The sequence below is a fragment of the Acinetobacter sp. UBA6720 genome, assembly GCF_002454215.1.
Lineage (GTDB): Bacteria > Pseudomonadota > Gammaproteobacteria > Pseudomonadales > Moraxellaceae > Acinetobacter.
The window spans coordinates 1-14,875 of record NZ_DKIK01000104.1 but is presented as its reverse complement, the minus strand read 5'-3'; the positions used below and the strand labels follow the sequence as shown (position 1 = coordinate 14,875).

The 14,875-nt window shown below is 40.5% G+C and carries 15 protein-coding genes; 9 read left to right on the top strand and 6 right to left on the bottom strand.

Annotated features, from left to right (window positions below):
* Both B4F08_RS09370 and B4F08_RS09365 read right to left on the bottom strand, forming a co-directional pair.
* Positions 1–95, bottom strand: a 95-nt coding sequence (locus B4F08_RS09370; protein ID WP_414632472.1) for an AzlD domain-containing protein, incomplete at its 3' end; no start/stop codon positions are given.
* On the bottom strand, positions 92–838 hold the full coding sequence (locus B4F08_RS09365) for an AzlC family ABC transporter permease (RefSeq protein WP_291374227.1): 747 nt from the start codon (positions 836–838) through the stop codon (positions 92–94). The genes B4F08_RS09370 and B4F08_RS09365, both read right to left, overlap by 4 nt.
* A 163-nt stretch (positions 839–1,001) precedes the next feature.
* On the opposite strand from B4F08_RS09365, the gene B4F08_RS09360 reads away from it, so the two are divergent.
* On the top strand, positions 1,002–1,457 hold the full coding sequence (locus B4F08_RS09360; protein ID WP_086207856.1) for an Lrp/AsnC family transcriptional regulator: 456 nt from the start codon (positions 1,002–1,004) through the stop codon (positions 1,455–1,457).
* 145 nt (positions 1,458–1,602) lie between these two features.
* On the opposite strand, the gene B4F08_RS09355 is transcribed toward B4F08_RS09360, so the two are convergent.
* Positions 1,603–2,010, bottom strand: a complete 408-nt coding sequence (locus B4F08_RS09355) for an Lrp/AsnC family transcriptional regulator (protein ID WP_291374226.1) — start codon at positions 2,008–2,010, stop codon at positions 1,603–1,605.
* Positions 2,011–2,142: 132 nt separating this feature from the next.
* Between B4F08_RS09355 and B4F08_RS09350 the strand changes: the two genes are divergently transcribed.
* Complete coding sequence (locus B4F08_RS09350; RefSeq protein ID WP_291374225.1) at positions 2,143–2,688, top strand: cysteine hydrolase family protein; 546 nt, start codon at positions 2,143–2,145, stop codon at positions 2,686–2,688.
* Between the two features lie 72 nt (positions 2,689–2,760).
* On the opposite strand, the gene B4F08_RS09345 is transcribed toward B4F08_RS09350, so the two are convergent.
* Entirely contained in the window at positions 2,761–3,270 is a 510-nt protein-coding gene (locus tag B4F08_RS09345; RefSeq protein ID WP_086207853.1) for a hypothetical protein, read from the bottom strand.
* Between the two features lie 427 nt (positions 3,271–3,697).
* Here B4F08_RS09345 and B4F08_RS09340 point away from each other — a divergent pair, with 427 nt between their 5' ends.
* The 4 genes from B4F08_RS09340 (at position 3,698) to B4F08_RS09325 (ending at position 7,724) form a co-directional block, all read left to right on the top strand.
* Positions 3,698–4,864: an ATP phosphoribosyltransferase regulatory subunit gene (locus B4F08_RS09340; RefSeq protein WP_086207852.1), complete on the top strand. Its 1,167-nt coding sequence runs from the start codon at positions 3,698–3,700 to the stop codon at positions 4,862–4,864.
* A gap of 69 nt (positions 4,865–4,933) precedes the next feature.
* Complete coding sequence (locus B4F08_RS09335) at positions 4,934–6,253, top strand: adenylosuccinate synthase (RefSeq protein ID WP_086207851.1); 1,320 nt, start codon at positions 4,934–4,936, stop codon at positions 6,251–6,253.
* A 207-nt stretch (positions 6,254–6,460) separates the two neighbouring features.
* Entirely contained in the window at positions 6,461–6,766 is a 306-nt protein-coding gene (locus B4F08_RS09330; protein ID WP_086207850.1) for a hypothetical protein, read from the top strand.
* A 184-nt stretch (positions 6,767–6,950) separates the two neighbouring features.
* The gene (locus B4F08_RS09325; RefSeq protein WP_086207849.1) at positions 6,951–7,724 is read left to right on the top strand and encodes a M48 family metallopeptidase; all 774 of its coding nucleotides are present in this window, start codon (positions 6,951–6,953) and stop codon (positions 7,722–7,724) included.
* Positions 7,725–7,906: 182 nt separating this feature from the next.
* Here B4F08_RS09325 and B4F08_RS09320 read toward each other — a convergent pair whose 3' ends face one another.
* Positions 7,907–8,956, bottom strand: coding sequence for an NADP(H)-dependent aldo-keto reductase (locus B4F08_RS09320; RefSeq protein WP_291374224.1), 1,050 nt, complete (start codon positions 8,954–8,956; stop codon positions 7,907–7,909).
* A gap of 183 nt (positions 8,957–9,139) precedes the next feature.
* Positions 9,140–9,847, bottom strand: coding sequence for a cAMP-activated global transcriptional regulator CRP (gene crp, locus B4F08_RS09315; protein ID WP_086207848.1), 708 nt, complete (start codon positions 9,845–9,847; stop codon positions 9,140–9,142).
* 147 nt (positions 9,848–9,994) lie between these two features.
* Between crp and B4F08_RS09310 the strand changes: the two genes are divergently transcribed.
* From B4F08_RS09310 to B4F08_RS09300, 3 genes are all read left to right on the top strand, one after another.
* Positions 9,995–10,417: an OsmC family protein gene (locus B4F08_RS09310; protein ID WP_004982311.1), complete on the top strand. Its 423-nt coding sequence runs from the start codon at positions 9,995–9,997 to the stop codon at positions 10,415–10,417.
* 390 nt (positions 10,418–10,807) lie between these two features.
* A complete protein-coding gene (clpB, locus tag B4F08_RS09305; protein WP_291374223.1) occupies positions 10,808–13,387 on the top strand; it encodes an ATP-dependent chaperone ClpB in 2,580 nt (859 codons plus the stop codon).
* 237 nt (positions 13,388–13,624) lie between these two features.
* A partial coding sequence (locus B4F08_RS09300) for a DUF945 family protein (protein ID WP_291374222.1) occupies positions 13,625–14,875 on the top strand: 1,251 nt, incomplete at its 3' end.

The following is a 14,875-nucleotide window of genomic DNA, read 5'->3' as shown; positions in this document are numbered from 1 at the left end:
GTTTTATTTTTCAGCAAAACATAGCCCAATATACGTGTCAGATAAGTGGTGGCTGCAACCAATAAAATTGCAACAAGAGTCGTGCTGTGAATCATAGCTCATCCTCCTGAATAAATATGAAAGCAGAGGCGATGCCACAGATTGCACCAATAGGCACATACCAACCCGTCGGTAAATATAAATAAGCAATCGCTGCACTAATGAGACTAACCAGCCAAGGGCGTGCGGCGCTGAAGCCTTTCCACATGCCACGCAATAAAACCAGAAATACCGCAGCAAAGGCCATATCAAAACCGTAACTATGTACATCTCCAAGTAAAGGACCAAGAATGGCACCTAAACTGGTAAAACTGACCCACATCAAGTACAGAGCAAAACAGATGCCTGCGTAGTAAAACATGCTAAAGGCCTGTTGTAGCCCAAATCTTTTCTTTTGTTCTGCATCGGCAAGAGCTGCTGCCCAACTTTCATCACACATGAAAAACAGAGCAGGGAAAACCTGTCGATTGGGTAAATGGCGTAAATAGGGCACGAGACTTGCACCCATGAGTAAATGACGGCTGTTGACTAGAAAAGTAATGAAAATTAAAACGAGAAAATTTGGTGGGTTGGTCCAGACCTCCAGCACAGCAAATTCGGAACCGCCCGCAAAGTTTAGGCCAGTAAAGAGTGGGACTTCTAAATGGCTAAAGCCCTTTTGAGTGGCTTGTGTTCCCAAGACCAAAGCAAAAGGAATAATACCCAGCAGCATCGGGATAGACGTTTTAATTCCACGTTCAAACTCGACATAATCGCTGGAATTATTAAGTTCCTGAGTCGTATTTCTAAGGGAGAGCATTTTAAATCGCCTATACGTGCTATGTTTTGGTGCGGTAGGTGAATAATTTTAGGGTTTTTCCGAAGATATTTTTTACTTTATTTAGCTTAATATTAGGGTTGTTTAGCATAATATGCTGTAATTGGTTAAATATGAGCAAAATTATGCTTTAGGGATGGAATTTATGGACCAAACAGATAAGCGCATATTACAAGTACTACAAGTCGATGGAAAACTTCAAAATAATGAGTTGGCTCAGCGCATTGGACTATCTGCCTCACCGTGTTTAAGACGAGTAAAACAGCTAGAAGAAGATGGGATTATTCGGGCTTATGTGGCGTTGGTTGATCCTGCCAAGGTGAATTTGCGATTGACCGTATTTGCACGGATTTGGCTCAAAAGTCAGGATCCGCAAACTGTGAACCAATTTGTCGAGTCGATTCGTGAAGTTCCAGAAGTGGTTGAATGCCATTTAATGGCAGGGGATTGTGATTTCTTTTTACGTATTGTAGTTGCAGATTTGGATGCCTATCGACAGTTTCAAATTCACCGTCTGAATAAAATTCCCAATATACAAAGTATAAAAACAGAAATTCCGTTGCAAAATATTAAACAAACGACTGAGTTACCCTTAGCTTAACGGGTTTAGTCGTGATGTATATTATCCAAGTTGAGTGCAAGCGCGATTAGAAACCTGTTCTGCAAATCAAAGGCGATTTTCCGCTTGGCAAACTTGATCACTACTCTGTGGGCTTCTACGTGAAAGGATGAGTTGTGAGTTAAGTTTATAGCTCAATCGTTTTGACTACGCTGTCTACGGAATATTGTCCCCATGCGGAGAGCTGTTCAATAAAGTCATTCAATTGTCTTTGATGAAAGTGGCAGGTCAGCATATAGCATGCGGAGCCACAAACTTTATATGCATATTCAATTTGATCAAACTGTGCTAAAAAAGTTTCAAACTGTCCAAATTGATTATTTTCCATCATGATTCGAATAAATTGGGTCGTCTCATAATTTAAATCAACCGTATATTTTTGAATGAGACCTTCGTTTTGCATTTTTGCAATACGATTTCCCACCGCTTGACCTGTGCGATGAACCAATTCACCAATGTCTTTATGACTTAATCGTGAGTCATTTTTAAGAATCTTTAAGATTTTTAAGTCAATTGGATCTTGATTTGCCAGCATAGATGATCGTTCTTTCACTCTGAAAACATTTATAGATACATTCTTTCATATTCAACTGCAAGAGCCGGTTTATTTTACTTATTCTATGGCATTGATACATCAGACTGAAATGAAGATGAGAGGGTGATTTAAATGAATAAAACAGCACTAGTTATTATTGATGTTCAAAATGATTATTTTCCACAAGCTAAAATGGCGCTATATCAGGCTGAGCTAGCATTAAAGCAGATTAATCTTCTAGAAGACGCATTTTTGAAAAATAAACAGCCAATTATCTATATTCAGCATATTTTTAATCAACCTAATGCCCCATTTTTTGAAGCGGGCACGTTTGGTGTTGAATTACATTCAGGCTTGCAACTGACAGCAGACTCAATCGTGGTTGAAAAACATTATCCGAATAGTTTTTTTGAAACCAATCTAAAGACGGTGTTGGATCAGTTTGGTGTTGAAAAATTAGTGATTAGCGGCATGATGACGCATATGTGTGTAGATGCAACTTCCCGTGCTGCCGCGGAGTTTGGCTATGATCCAGTGGTTATTGCAGATGCAACAGCAACACGTGATTTGAGTTATGCCAATAAAACTGTGCAAGCAGAGGCTGTACAGACTGCATGTTTAGCAGCATTTCAAATGTTTTCGACGGTGCTGTCAGTAGATGAGTATTTAAACTCATAATTCTTAGATTTGAGTTGCTATGTTGAGGCAAAAGTACACAAGTGATTGGACGTGTACTTTTGCATTGACAACTTACTCTTCGTTTAAAAAGCCTTCTTTAATTTCTTTAGGCAGATCTGCATGCCACCATGCATAAATACTGGCTTTAATTTCTTCATCTTCTTCCGGATCATTTAACGGTTCATCGTCTTCGCGGACAAGCTCGTCGCCGTCGAACTTAAACCAAAACTCCCACGGATCATCATCGCCACAGCCCCATGCTTGTGTGTGAATGTCTGGAAGCAAGGCTTTCAAGAAGAATAAAATAGCTTCAATGAATTCATCGCCTGCTGAGCCATGAACAAAATGGGCAACTGAATAGCCTGCAATAGTGCCTAATGACTCAGGACCCAGATCAAACTCGATGTTATCAATTGTATTTAAAATATCTTCAGCCAGTTCAACACCATGTTCAGGGTTAATGTCACAGGTTAAAGTCGTAAATTGGCCTGCATCACCACGATGTTCTTGGAACAGCCGGTCTAATTTTGCCATGATTTGAGCATTTGCATGCTTGTAATATAAGTTGCTGTGCAATTCCATCAAACGTTCCCCAAGTGAAAATAGTGTGATTAAAATGGTCTATATAATGTGGTGTTGTATTTATTCTTGCTGTTGAATTGAGCAGGAGTATAAAATAACTTGCTTTTTTCGCAAGCAGTCTGTTAATGGGAAATAAAATATAAAACAATGTTTTAAATGATTTTTTTCAATATGTGACATGCTTCGGTATAGTCAGCAGTCGTTTGAGTTGCGATTTTGAGATGATTTAAAATCTAGCTAAGAATGAATGATTCAAAAGCAACAGATTTTATAGCGCGCTGGTTGTTAAAGTTGAAACGATAAATTAAATTTTCCGAAATTGTCTAATGCACAGCACATTGTATCGTGATAGACTAAGAGAAATCGGGTGTGCCCCGATTTTTTTATGCGGATTCGTTCCGCGCTGACAAGATTTTAGGTTTACAACATGCCCATTTCAGAGACATGGTTATTACCTGATGGTGTAGCTGATGTACTGCCAGAACAGGCGCAAGTGATTGAAACTTTGCGTCGTCAAGCATTAGATTTCCTCGCAACACGAGGTTATCAGTTGGTGTACACGCCATTCATTGAATATATCGAATCGTTATCTTCTCTTTCAGAATCGAATCAAGATTTAGACTTAGCCACCTTTAAAGTCATTGACCAGTTATCTGGTCGTTTGCTTGGTGTGCGTGCCGATATGACACCACAAGTGGCTCGTATTGATGCGCATGTACATCCAGTTGAAGGCGTTGCTCGCTATTGCTATGCAGGAACAGTCCTACATACCAAACCACAAGGCTTTAATACCACACGTGCGCCTTTACAATTAGGTGCTGAGTTATTTGGTTCAGATAGCATTGATGCTGATGTTGAACTGATCGACGTGATGATTAGCTTACTTGCGAAAGCAGGCTTTGCAGATGGTATTCACTTGGACTTAGGTCATGTGGGCTTATTCCGTAGTTTGGTGAAAGTTGCAGGCTTAAACAAAGCAACTGAACGTCAACTCTCTGATTTATATCAACGTAAAGCATTGCCAGAGTTGGCTGAATTTACTCAAGATTTGAACTTTGGTGCAGACTTTTATACTTTAGGGCGTTATGCAAGTGACTTAGATGCTTTGCAAACGCATTTAAGTGCAGCAGTGATTGCCGATGCTGAGTTTAAGCAAGCTTTCGACGCATTAAAAACCACACAGTCTGAAATTCAAGCGCGTTGGCCAAACCTACAGATGGGTATTGATGTGGTTGAACTTCGTTCATATCACTACCATACGGGCTTAATGTATGCTGTTTATGCGCCTAATCGTGCTGCGCCATTGGCACAAGGTGGGCGTTATGACGGAATTGGCGAGCACTTTGGTCGTGCACGTCCAGCGACAGGTTTTAGTTGTGACTTGTATGCGCTTAGCGCAGGGCGTTTTCAGCAAAACAGTTTAGTTGTTGCGCCGAAAGGAACACAAACAGATTTGCTCCAAGCGATTGAACACACACGTGCCAAAGGCATGAGCGTGATTCAACTTTTGGGTCAGGATGATTTAACTACACTTCCATATGCGACGCACCAATTGGTGAATGTTGCAGGTCAATGGACTGTAGAACAGATTTAATCACTTCTTCAGGTCAGTTAAAGCCTGAAAAGTTCTTCAATTTTAACAGCATGATGCAATGAGGCTATTATGGGCAAGAATGTTGTGGTACTCGGTACCCAATGGGGCGACGAAGGTAAAGGTAAAATCGTCGACCTGCTCACAGATCAAGCGGCTGCGGTCGTTCGTTATCAAGGCGGACATAACGCAGGTCATACACTTGTCGTTGGTGGTAAGAAAACTGTATTACACCTCATTCCATCTGGTATTTTACGTGAAAACGTACTGTGCTTAATTGGTAATGGTGTTGTACTTTCTCCTGAAGCGCTCATCAAAGAGATGGACATTCTTGAAAAAGAAGGCGTGCCAGTTAAAGAACGTTTACGTATTTCACCAAACTGTCCATTGATTTTGCCAAACCATATCGCATTGGATCAAGCACGTGAAATTAAGCGTGGCAATGCAAAAATTGGTACAACAGGTCGTGGTATTGGCCCTGCGTATGAAGACAAAGTTGCACGCCGTGCAATTCGTGTTGCAGACTTGGTACGTGGTGGTGAGCATCTTAAAGCTCAACTGACTGAATTACTTGAATACCATAACTTCCAATTAACCCAATTCTACGGTGTAGAAGCAGTTCAATTAGAAGATGTGCTTGCGCTTTGTGATCAATGGCGTGAAGTGGTTGCACCACTCGTGATTGATGTTACAGGTGAGTTGCATAAATACCGTAAAAATGGTGACAATATCATGTTTGAAGGTGCTCAAGGCTCACTTCTTGATGTTGACCATGGTACATACCCGTATGTAACGTCTTCAAACACCACAGCTGGTGGCGTAAGCTCAGGTTCAGGTTTGGGTCCATTACACCTTGACTATGTATTAGGTATCACAAAAGCATACACGACACGTGTCGGTGCAGGCCCGTTCCCAACTGAGTTGGTTTACGATGCTGCAAATGACGTAGGTGACGCTATTGGTAAGCACTTAGGGACGATTGGTTCTGAGTTTGGTGCATCTACTGGTCGTCAACGTCGTTGTGGTTGGTTTGATGCGGAAATTTTACGCCGTTCTGTGGAAGTCAATTCACTTTCAGGTATTTGCTTAACTAAACTAGACGTTCTTGATGGTCTAGAAGAAGTGAAAATCTGTGTAGGTTATGAAGCTGCTGATTCTGGTTGTGTTGGTTCTTCTGATGCGTTGGCATTTGAAACTTTAAAACCAATTTATGAAACGATGCCAGGTTGGTCTGAGTCTACTTTTGGTGCGAAATCAGTAGATCAGTTACCACAAGCAGCAATCAACTACGTTAAACGCCTAGAGCAATTAATTGAATGTCCAATCGACATTATTTCTACTGGTCCAGACCGTGAAGAAACAATTATCTTGCGTCATCCGTTTGAAGCTTAAGCGCTAAACACCCATAAAAACCCTGCCTTTGTGCAGGGTTTTTTAATGGGTGCTACAGGAGAAAGTTAGGCATTAAGCTTATATTTAATATGGATATAAACAGTTGAACTACTATAGTTTTCCAGACTAAAGTTGCATGAATAAGCACGACATCATGTATAAGTGCTTGTTAGAATAAAATTCAAGATAAACAGATGAGCAGGCAGGATGCAAAAGAATATCGCAGGAACTATTTTTTACTCACTACTTTTTGCTATGGGTGGTGCGCCAACAATCGCGATGATGATTATTCAGGGGCAAACCACTGATCCTGATGTTATTTATAGTGCGCTGATTGGGCTGTCTGTGATTATTGCTTGTATTTTGGTGCCAATCATTCTTATTCAAAATGCATTTTTATTTGCTAAACGTAAAAGTCAAACGCTTGAAGAAAAAATTGAGCCATTAAGCCATCTATATTTGGGCTTAAATATTCTGTGTCTGGTCTATTGGCTTCTGATTCAGTTTCTGTAATAACTTTAAGTTTGGAGTCTGACATTTGTTGTGAATTTGGCTTTGTTGAATATGCATAGTGATGAAGCTGTTTTTACATAATTGCTATGATAAAACATGCTTATGATATTTAACACTTTAGATCTATTCATTATAATTCAACACATTATGTGAAGTGCTTTAAAATGGATGGAGTTAAGCCATAATGAAAAATAAAATATTAATGAGTCTGTGCGCAGCAACGGTGGTCACCATTTCTGGTTGTGCAACTTTTGCGGAGGTTGCAGGTGCGGATACAGCAACTTTAAATGCAGCAGCAACTCAAGGTTTTAACAAAACTGTAAATGAAGCAAAAACCAACAAAACTTTGGACACTTCATCGAGCACGTACAAGCGTATTTATGGTGTATTCAATCGCTTGAAGCCTTATGCTGATCAGATGAATCAAACAGGCACTCGATTTGACTGGCAGTTGGCTGTACTTAAGTCAAATCAAGTCAATGCTTATGTAGCGCCTGGTGGTAAGGTGGTGTTCTATACGGGTATTGTGGATAAGTTGAACCTTACTGATGCTGAAATTGCAGCAGTGATGGGACATGAGATGGTGCATGCTTTAGAAGAGCATTCAAAGAGTAAAGTTGGCGCACAAGCATTAACTGACTTGGCTTTGGGTATTGGTCTCAGTGCTGCTGGTGTGGGTCAAACTGGGACAGCTGCGGCGCAGTTAGGTAGTCAGATTGGTATTGGCCTGCCGTATTCGCGCAGCTTAGAAAGCCGCGCAGATGAGGGCGGTTTAATGTTGATGGCGCGTGCAGGTTATAACCCACAAGCGGCAATTAGCTTATGGGAGAAAATGAATAAGCTCGATGGGGCTGGTGGTTCTTCATTCCTTTCGACGCATCCATCAAATAGTCAGCGTATTGAAGCGATGCGTAAGAACTTAGCCGCTGCACAAGCAGTTTATAATCAAAGACGTTAATTTCTTTTTGAGCAAAAAAGGACGCTAAGGCGTCCTTTTTTAATATCAGTTTAGCATTTTAAAAAATCATAAATTATTTGTGACAGGTGAAGTAGTGATTCAAACATTACACTTATCACTCCAATAGAAGCAGTACAGATATAGTCTGAGTCATACAATAAAGCAGTGCTTTCTTGTATTACTCAGGGTGCTGGGTTTGGCTGTTGCTGATGAATGGCTTGAATACCTTGTAAAACCTCTTCTGATAAATCAATCTCAAAAGCTTGAATATTTTCTTTTAGTTGGTTTAAGTTTGTTGCGCCAATAATAGTACTGGTCACAAAGAACTGTTGTTTGATAAAGGCTAAAGCCAGTTGTGTAGGTGTTAAACCATGTTGTTCAGCCAGTTGAGCATACTGTTCCGTTGCCCATTCACTCTCAGGGTTGCTATAACGACTAAAGCGACTAAAAAGAGTTACTCTAGCATTCGCTGGGCGCGCGCCATTGCGGAATTTTCCCGTGAGGTAACCAAAAGCGAGTGGGGAGTAGGCGAGTAAACCAACGCCTTCATATTTCGCAATTTCAGACATCCCAATTTCGTAAGTGCGGTTGAGTAAGTTGTAAGGGTTTTGCACACTTACAAATTTAGACAGACCAAGTTGTTCTGCAATCTGTAAAAATTTCATGGTTCCCCATGGCGTTTCATTAGACAAACCAATATAACGGATACGACCTTTTTGAATTTCAGCTTCGAGCGCAAGTAAAGTTTCTTCTAGAGATGTTACGGTTTTGGTGCTGTGAGCTTCATCATTTTCATAGCCTAATTTGCCGAAAAAGTTGGTCGGACGTTGTGGCCAGTGTAATTGGTACAAATCAATATAATCGGTCTGTAAACGCTTTAGATTGTCATCTAGCGCAGAAGAAATGTCGTTGGCATTAAAACGGGTTTGTCCGTCACGAATATGACTGCCACCTTGAGATGGGCCAGCAATTTTAGAAGCTAAAAAAAGTTTGTCACGTCCCCCACGCTGTGCAATCCATTGTCCAATAATGACTTCCGTTGCGCCTTGCGTTTCAGGCTTGGGTGGAACTGGATACATTTCTGCAGTATCCCAAAAATTGATGCCTTGTGCTAAAGCATAGTCAAGTTGCTCAAAGGCTTCAGCTTGCGTATTTTGTTCACCAAAGGTCATGGTGCCGAGACAAATTTCAGGAACCAAAATGCCTGTATTGGCTAAGGGTTTAAATTGCATTCAACATTTCCTTTATGGACTGTGCTTTGGGGTCGAATAAGATTAAACAATTATCAACAGTAGGTTAAATCACTATTTTTACAAAGTTTGTCACGATTTTGTCAAAGCAGTTACGAATTGAAGGCATAAAAAAAGCAAATCCGAAGATCTGCTTTTGGCTGTATCAGCTACGAAGAATAAATTTTATTCTTCGTCATCATAATCTTCAGCATGGGCTTTGGATTCTTCTAAAGAGGCATCAAAAATTAAGATAGCTTTACCATCAGTCTCAATCATCCCTTGGTCTTCTAATGTTTTTAAAACACGACCAACCATCTCTCGCGAGCAACCAACGATGCGACCGATCTCTTGACGCGTAATACGGATTTGACGGCCATTAGGTAAGATCATTGCTTCTGGTTGAGCAGATAAGTCAATAAGACAACGTGCAATACGACCTGAAACATCAATAAATGCAAGGTCAGTGACTTTACGCGTGGTGTTTTTTAGACGACGCACAAGCTGTGCAAAAACTGCATAGCTGAGGTCTGGGTATTGTTTGCTCAATTCATGGAAGTTTTCATAAGTCACTTCAGCAATTTCACAAACGTCACGTGTACGTACTTCAGCAGTACGCTGTGAATTTGCTTCGAATAGACCCATTTCACCAAAAAAGTCACCCGCATTTAAATACGCAACAACAATTTCGCGTTCATCGTCTTCACGCAAAATAATAGAGACCGAACCTTTTAAAATCAAATATAACGATTTAGATTCTGAGCCAGCATCTACGATCGTTGTGCGCTTTGGATAACGATTAATATATGCGCGTTTTAATAGTGCTTTCACTGACTCTGGGAGTTGACCTGGAGACAGCGCATCAGTGCTTAATTGTGAAAAGCTTGAAGTCATGCTAACGGTTCCGAAAATGGATAAATTATAGATCGCACAGACCTAGAGTGAACTTGTCACACAGTCAGAGCTGAAATTCCTTATCAACTCAATTTATGGTAGTGTACAGGTACTTCGTCAATTTATAGCTTTTTTTAGGTAGTTGCAATGCAAACAACTGTTCATTGGTTAGAGAATGTTGCTTTCGAAGCAAAAACTCAAAGTGGTCACAGTGTCATCATGGATGGTTCACCCGAATATGGTGGTGAAAACCGTGGTCCAAGACCAATGGAATTGATCCTGACAGGACTCGGAGGTTGTGCTTCTTTTGACATCGTGACTATCCTTAAAAAATCACGTCAAGAAATAACGGATGTTCGCTGTGAACTCAAGGCAGAGCGTGCAGATAGCATCCCCGCAGTGTTCACAAAAATTCACTTACATTTCGTGATTACTGGTCATGCAGTGAAGGAAAAACAAGTCGCAAAAGCTGTGGAATTATCGGCAGAAAAGTACTGTTCTGCGAGCAAAATGTTGATGGATGGTGGCGTAGAAATCACCCATGATTTTGAGATTATTGAAGCAAATTAATCCCTGACTTTTAAGTCATTTGAGGCTGATCTGATGATCGGCCTTTTTCATGCTTCACGCTTTTGTTTTCATTCCGTAAACTGGTACACAGTTCGTTACATGGATAAATAGAAAAAAGAGTTGTTTGTTTGTCTAATAATTGATCAAATGATTCTAGGTTTAGCCCATTTAAATCTATCGGCCATTTCGCTTTGACAAAAAATGCAAGCTTATGCTTGAAAAATGTACATGGGGAACCCATATTATGATTAAGTTCTATTTGTTTGTTGTTAAGATAAACTAATGAAAAATAAAATAAAATGTAGAAAAGTTAATTAAATTTGAATTGAATTCTGAGTATTCGTTCCCATATATCCATCAAGTTCAAAATTTGTTGTGAGGAAAACAAGAATGCGATTTGAAAAATTCACAAACCGCTTACAGCAAGCTCTTTCAGATGCTCAATCACTTGCAATGGGGAAAGACCATACCGCAATTGAGGGAATTCATATTTTATCAACCTTGTTGGAAGAAACCTCAAATCTGAGTTTGTTGCAACAAGCAGGTGCTAATCTGCCTGAATTACAAGCCAAATTAAAGCAAGCCCTTGCTGATGCGCCAACTCTGTCGAATCCGACAGGTGATGTCAACCTCAGTGCAGACGCTGTCAAAGCATTGAATTTGGCAGATAGTTTTGCGCAAAAAGCAGGTGATGAGTTTTTATCTACTGATTGGGTAATACAAGCTTTAGCTGAAGTAGGTGCAACCAAAACCTTATTAAATAGTGTGGGTGTTAAACCAGACCACCTGCGCCAAGTCATTTTAAAAATTCGAGGTGATGAGAAAGTCATGAGCAACAATCATGAAGATCAACGCGATTCTCTGAATAAGTACACGATTGATTTAACTGAGCGTGCATTGGCAGGGAAATTAGATCCTGTTATTGGGCGTGATGATGAAATTCGTCGTACCATCCAAGTGTTGTCACGTCGTACTAAAAATAACCCAGTGTTGATTGGTGAACCTGGGGTGGGTAAAACTGCAATTGTAGAAGGTTTAGCTCAGCGAATTATTAACCGTGAAGTGCCTGAAAGTTTACAAGGTAAACGAGTTTTATCTTTGGACTTGGGGTCTTTGCTTGCTGGTGCTAAATACCGCGGCGAGTTTGAAGAGCGCTTAAAAGCAGTATTGAAAGATTTAGCAAAACAAGATGGTGAAGTCATTTTGTTTATTGATGAATTACACACACTGGTAGGCGCAGGTAAGGGCGAGGGCGCGATGGATGCAGGTAATATGCTAAAACCTGCTCTCGCACGTGGTGAGCTACGTTGTGTGGGTGCGACGACCTTAGACGAATATCGCCAATTCATTGAAAAAGATGCCGCATTAGAACGTCGCTTCCAAAAAGTCTTGGTCGATGAGCCGAGTGTAGAAGACACTATTGCGATTTTACGTGGCTTGAAAGAACGCTATGAAGTGCACCATGGTGTAAAAATTTTAGACTCTGCCATCATTGCAGCAGCGAAAATGTCACATCGTTACATCACCGACCGTCAATTGCCAGATAAAGCGATTGATTTGATTGATGAAGCGGCTTCTCGTATCAAAATGGAGCTAGATTCTAAGCCTGAAGCGTTGGATAAACTTGAACGCCGTTTAATTCAATTGAAACTGCAACTTGAAGCAGTGAAAAAAGATGAAGATGTTGGCAGCCGTGCGGAAGTTGTACATCTTGAAAAGCAAATTAGTGAAGTTCAACGTGAATACAATGACTTGGAAGAAGTCTGGAAAGCTGAGAAAACTTTAGTTGAAGGCACCAAACAAGTTCAGGCTGAATTGGATCAGGCCCGTATTGCGTTGCAAAAAGCACAGCGTGAAAATGACTTAGGCGAAATGTCTCGTCTTCAGTATGGTGTGATTCCAGAGTTGGAAAAACGCCTCAATGAAGAAGAAGTGGTGGAGGAGAAAGAGGAGCCGAAACTACTACGTAACAAAGTTACTGACAACGAAATTGCAGAAGTTGTTAGTGCTGCAACGGGTATTCCTGTGGCAAAAATGATGCAAGGTGAACGTGAGAAACTTCTCCATATGGAAGAGTTCTTGCATAATCGTGTCGTTGGGCAGAATGAGGCTGTGGTTGCAGTATCCAATGCGGTTCGTCGTTCGCGTGCTGGCTTATCTGATCCGAACCGACCGAGCGGCTCGTTCTTATTCTTGGGTCCAACGGGTGTTGGTAAAACAGAGTTGACTAAAGCACTGGCAAACTTCTTGTTTGATAGTGATGATGCCATGATTCGAATTGACATGTCTGAATTTATGGAAAAACACTCGGTCAGCCGTTTGGTGGGTGCGCCTCCAGGTTATGTGGGCTATGAAGAAGGTGGTGTCTTAACCGAAGCTGTACGCCGTAAACCGTATAGTGTGGTGTTATTTGATGAAGTGGAAAAGGCACATCCAGATGTGTTTAACATCTTGCTCCAGGTATTGGATGATGGTCGCTTAACAGATTCGCAAGGTCGTGTGGTTGACTTTAAAAATACTGTAATTGTGATGACATCTAATCTTGGTTCAAGTGATGTACGCGAGTTGGGTGATAATCCATCTGATGAAGAAGTGCGAGCAGTAGTCATGAATGCCGTGACGCAACATTTCCGTCCAGAGTTTATCAACCGTATTGATGAGTTGGTGGTGTTCCATTCACTCAAAAAAGCACAAATTCGAGGTATCGCAGATATCCAATTGGATCGTTTACGTGCTCGTTTGGTTGAAAAGGACATGCGTTTAACAGTCGATGATCATGCTTTTGATTTGTTGATTGATGCTGGTTTTGACCCTGTATATGGTGCGCGTCCACTGAAACGTGCCATCCAACAGCAAGTTGAGAATAGTTTGGCGCAAAAAATATTGTCTGGTGAATTTGTTGCTGGAGACAATATTGTTGTCACAGCGCAAGATGGTCAACTCAGCTTCGATAAAGTAAAAATGAATTAACCATTCAAATGATTAATTTTATTTGTTGAGATTAAAAAACCCAGCTTCGGCTGGGTTTTTTATGGCAGGATAGAAGTGTTAGAAGGTGACATTTTTAAGCATAAATGTGACGTAGGTTTTCACATTTATGTGATGAATATGGCATCTAAGTGCTTTATTTGCAAAATAATTATCTTTATTTAAAAATTGTCTTTATAATTTATTTTAATAAAAAGTAAATAAATTGAGATAGAGAAAATGAGTCAATTAAAGTGGGGTGTTGGGGGCGTATTGACGCTGGCTGTGGTCGCAGTTGGTGGTAATCTTTATGCAGATAAAAGTCTAAAGGATTATTATCAACAGGGCACTAAACAATCGAATAATTTGAATTTGCAGTATCAACAATTCCAAATGGGTGCTTTAAAAGGGAGTGCGAAATGGAGTGCCGAATTAGTACCAGATCCGTGTAAACCCAAAGACGTAGTTAAATTAAGTGGTCAAGATAATATTCAGCGTAGTTGGAATGGATATGCGATCCAGTCGGATATTAAAATTACTCAGGCATCAGGAGCACTCCAATCTTTGTTGAAGGAACCACTCAAAGTTGATACGAAAGTCAATTGGTTAGGCACCATGAATAGTGTATTGACTACACCAGTGATTACTCGCAATGAAGCTCAACTCCAGTCTAGATTAGATCCAATGACGTTGCGGTTTCGAGCAAAGCCGATAGAACAACAGCTTAAGATACTGGATTTACAGCTTGAAATTCCAAATTTCACGATTACCGAGCCCAATATGCATATGCAAATGGTGGGGTTAAAGCTAGTAACCAACCAAGGGCTCAATGGCGAATATCTTGAAGCAGGTGAAAGCAAAATCCAGATGGATCTGCTGAAAATGTCAGATCGAGATATCAATAAACCCATTAGTGCTGAAATTAAAAATTTTAGTCTAGAAACGCAAAGCAAATTGACGGATCGGGTTTTAAACACTGAGATGATGCTACGCTTAGATGAAATGAAAATGCCTGCCGCACCTGCAATTCAAAATCTACAGTTTAATTTTAATGTACTCGATGTGAATCGACAAAAAATGCAGGCGCTGTTTGATATTGTGGCGAAAAGTGAAAATAGTTGCTTAGCCAAAGAGACTGTGGAAAAAGATATGGAGCCTGCTTTATTAGCCGTGATCAATGAAGGTTTCCGCTTTGAATCCAAAGAGAGCCAGTTTGCTATCGGAGATGGTGTTGCTCAGGCGAATGTGACGGGGCGTATTATGCCGAGTCACCAATCGACTGTGATGGGAATGGTGAAAATGATGCCAAGTTTAATGGAATATAAAGCAGATGTTCAGTTTGATAAAAATATGATCTCGCGCATCATGAATAATTATCTGCAAAAAGGTGGGATAACGATGTCTGATCAAGAAGTTGAAAGCATGCTTTCGACAATGCAAAGTTCAGGTCAGGTGAAACGCGAAGGTAATACTATGAAAATGTCAGTTGAA

Bases quoted from the DNA above. Each gene is read 5' to 3' on its own strand.
- B4F08_RS09320 (WP_291374224.1), bottom strand. From the start codon at position 8,956: ATGCAATTTAAACCCTTAGCCAATACAGGCATTTTGGTTCCTGAAATT.
- B4F08_RS09365 (WP_291374227.1), bottom strand. From the start codon at position 838: ATGCTCTCCCTTAGAAATACGACTCAGGAACTTAATAATTCCAGCGAT.
- B4F08_RS09355 (WP_291374226.1), bottom strand. From the start codon at position 2,010: ATGCTGGCAAATCAAGATCCAATTGACTTAAAAATCTTAAAGATTCTT.
- crp (WP_086207848.1), bottom strand. From the start codon at position 9,847: ATGACTTCAAGCTTTTCACAATTAAGCACTGATGCGCTGTCTCCAGGT.
- B4F08_RS09345 (WP_086207853.1), bottom strand. From the start codon at position 3,270: ATGGAATTGCACAGCAACTTATATTACAAGCATGCAAATGCTCAAATC.
- B4F08_RS09340 (WP_086207852.1), top strand. From the start codon at position 3,698: ATGCCCATTTCAGAGACATGGTTATTACCTGATGGTGTAGCTGATGTA.
- B4F08_RS09350 (WP_291374225.1), top strand. From the start codon at position 2,143: ATGAATAAAACAGCACTAGTTATTATTGATGTTCAAAATGATTATTTT.
- B4F08_RS09325 (WP_086207849.1), top strand. From the start codon at position 6,951: ATGAAAAATAAAATATTAATGAGTCTGTGCGCAGCAACGGTGGTCACC.
- B4F08_RS09330 (WP_086207850.1), top strand. From the start codon at position 6,461: ATGCAAAAGAATATCGCAGGAACTATTTTTTACTCACTACTTTTTGCT.
- clpB (WP_291374223.1), top strand. From the start codon at position 10,808: ATGCGATTTGAAAAATTCACAAACCGCTTACAGCAAGCTCTTTCAGAT.
- B4F08_RS09310 (WP_004982311.1), top strand. From the start codon at position 9,995: ATGCAAACAACTGTTCATTGGTTAGAGAATGTTGCTTTCGAAGCAAAA.
- B4F08_RS09335 (WP_086207851.1), top strand. From the start codon at position 4,934: ATGGGCAAGAATGTTGTGGTACTCGGTACCCAATGGGGCGACGAAGGT.
- B4F08_RS09360 (WP_086207856.1), top strand. From the start codon at position 1,002: ATGGACCAAACAGATAAGCGCATATTACAAGTACTACAAGTCGATGGA.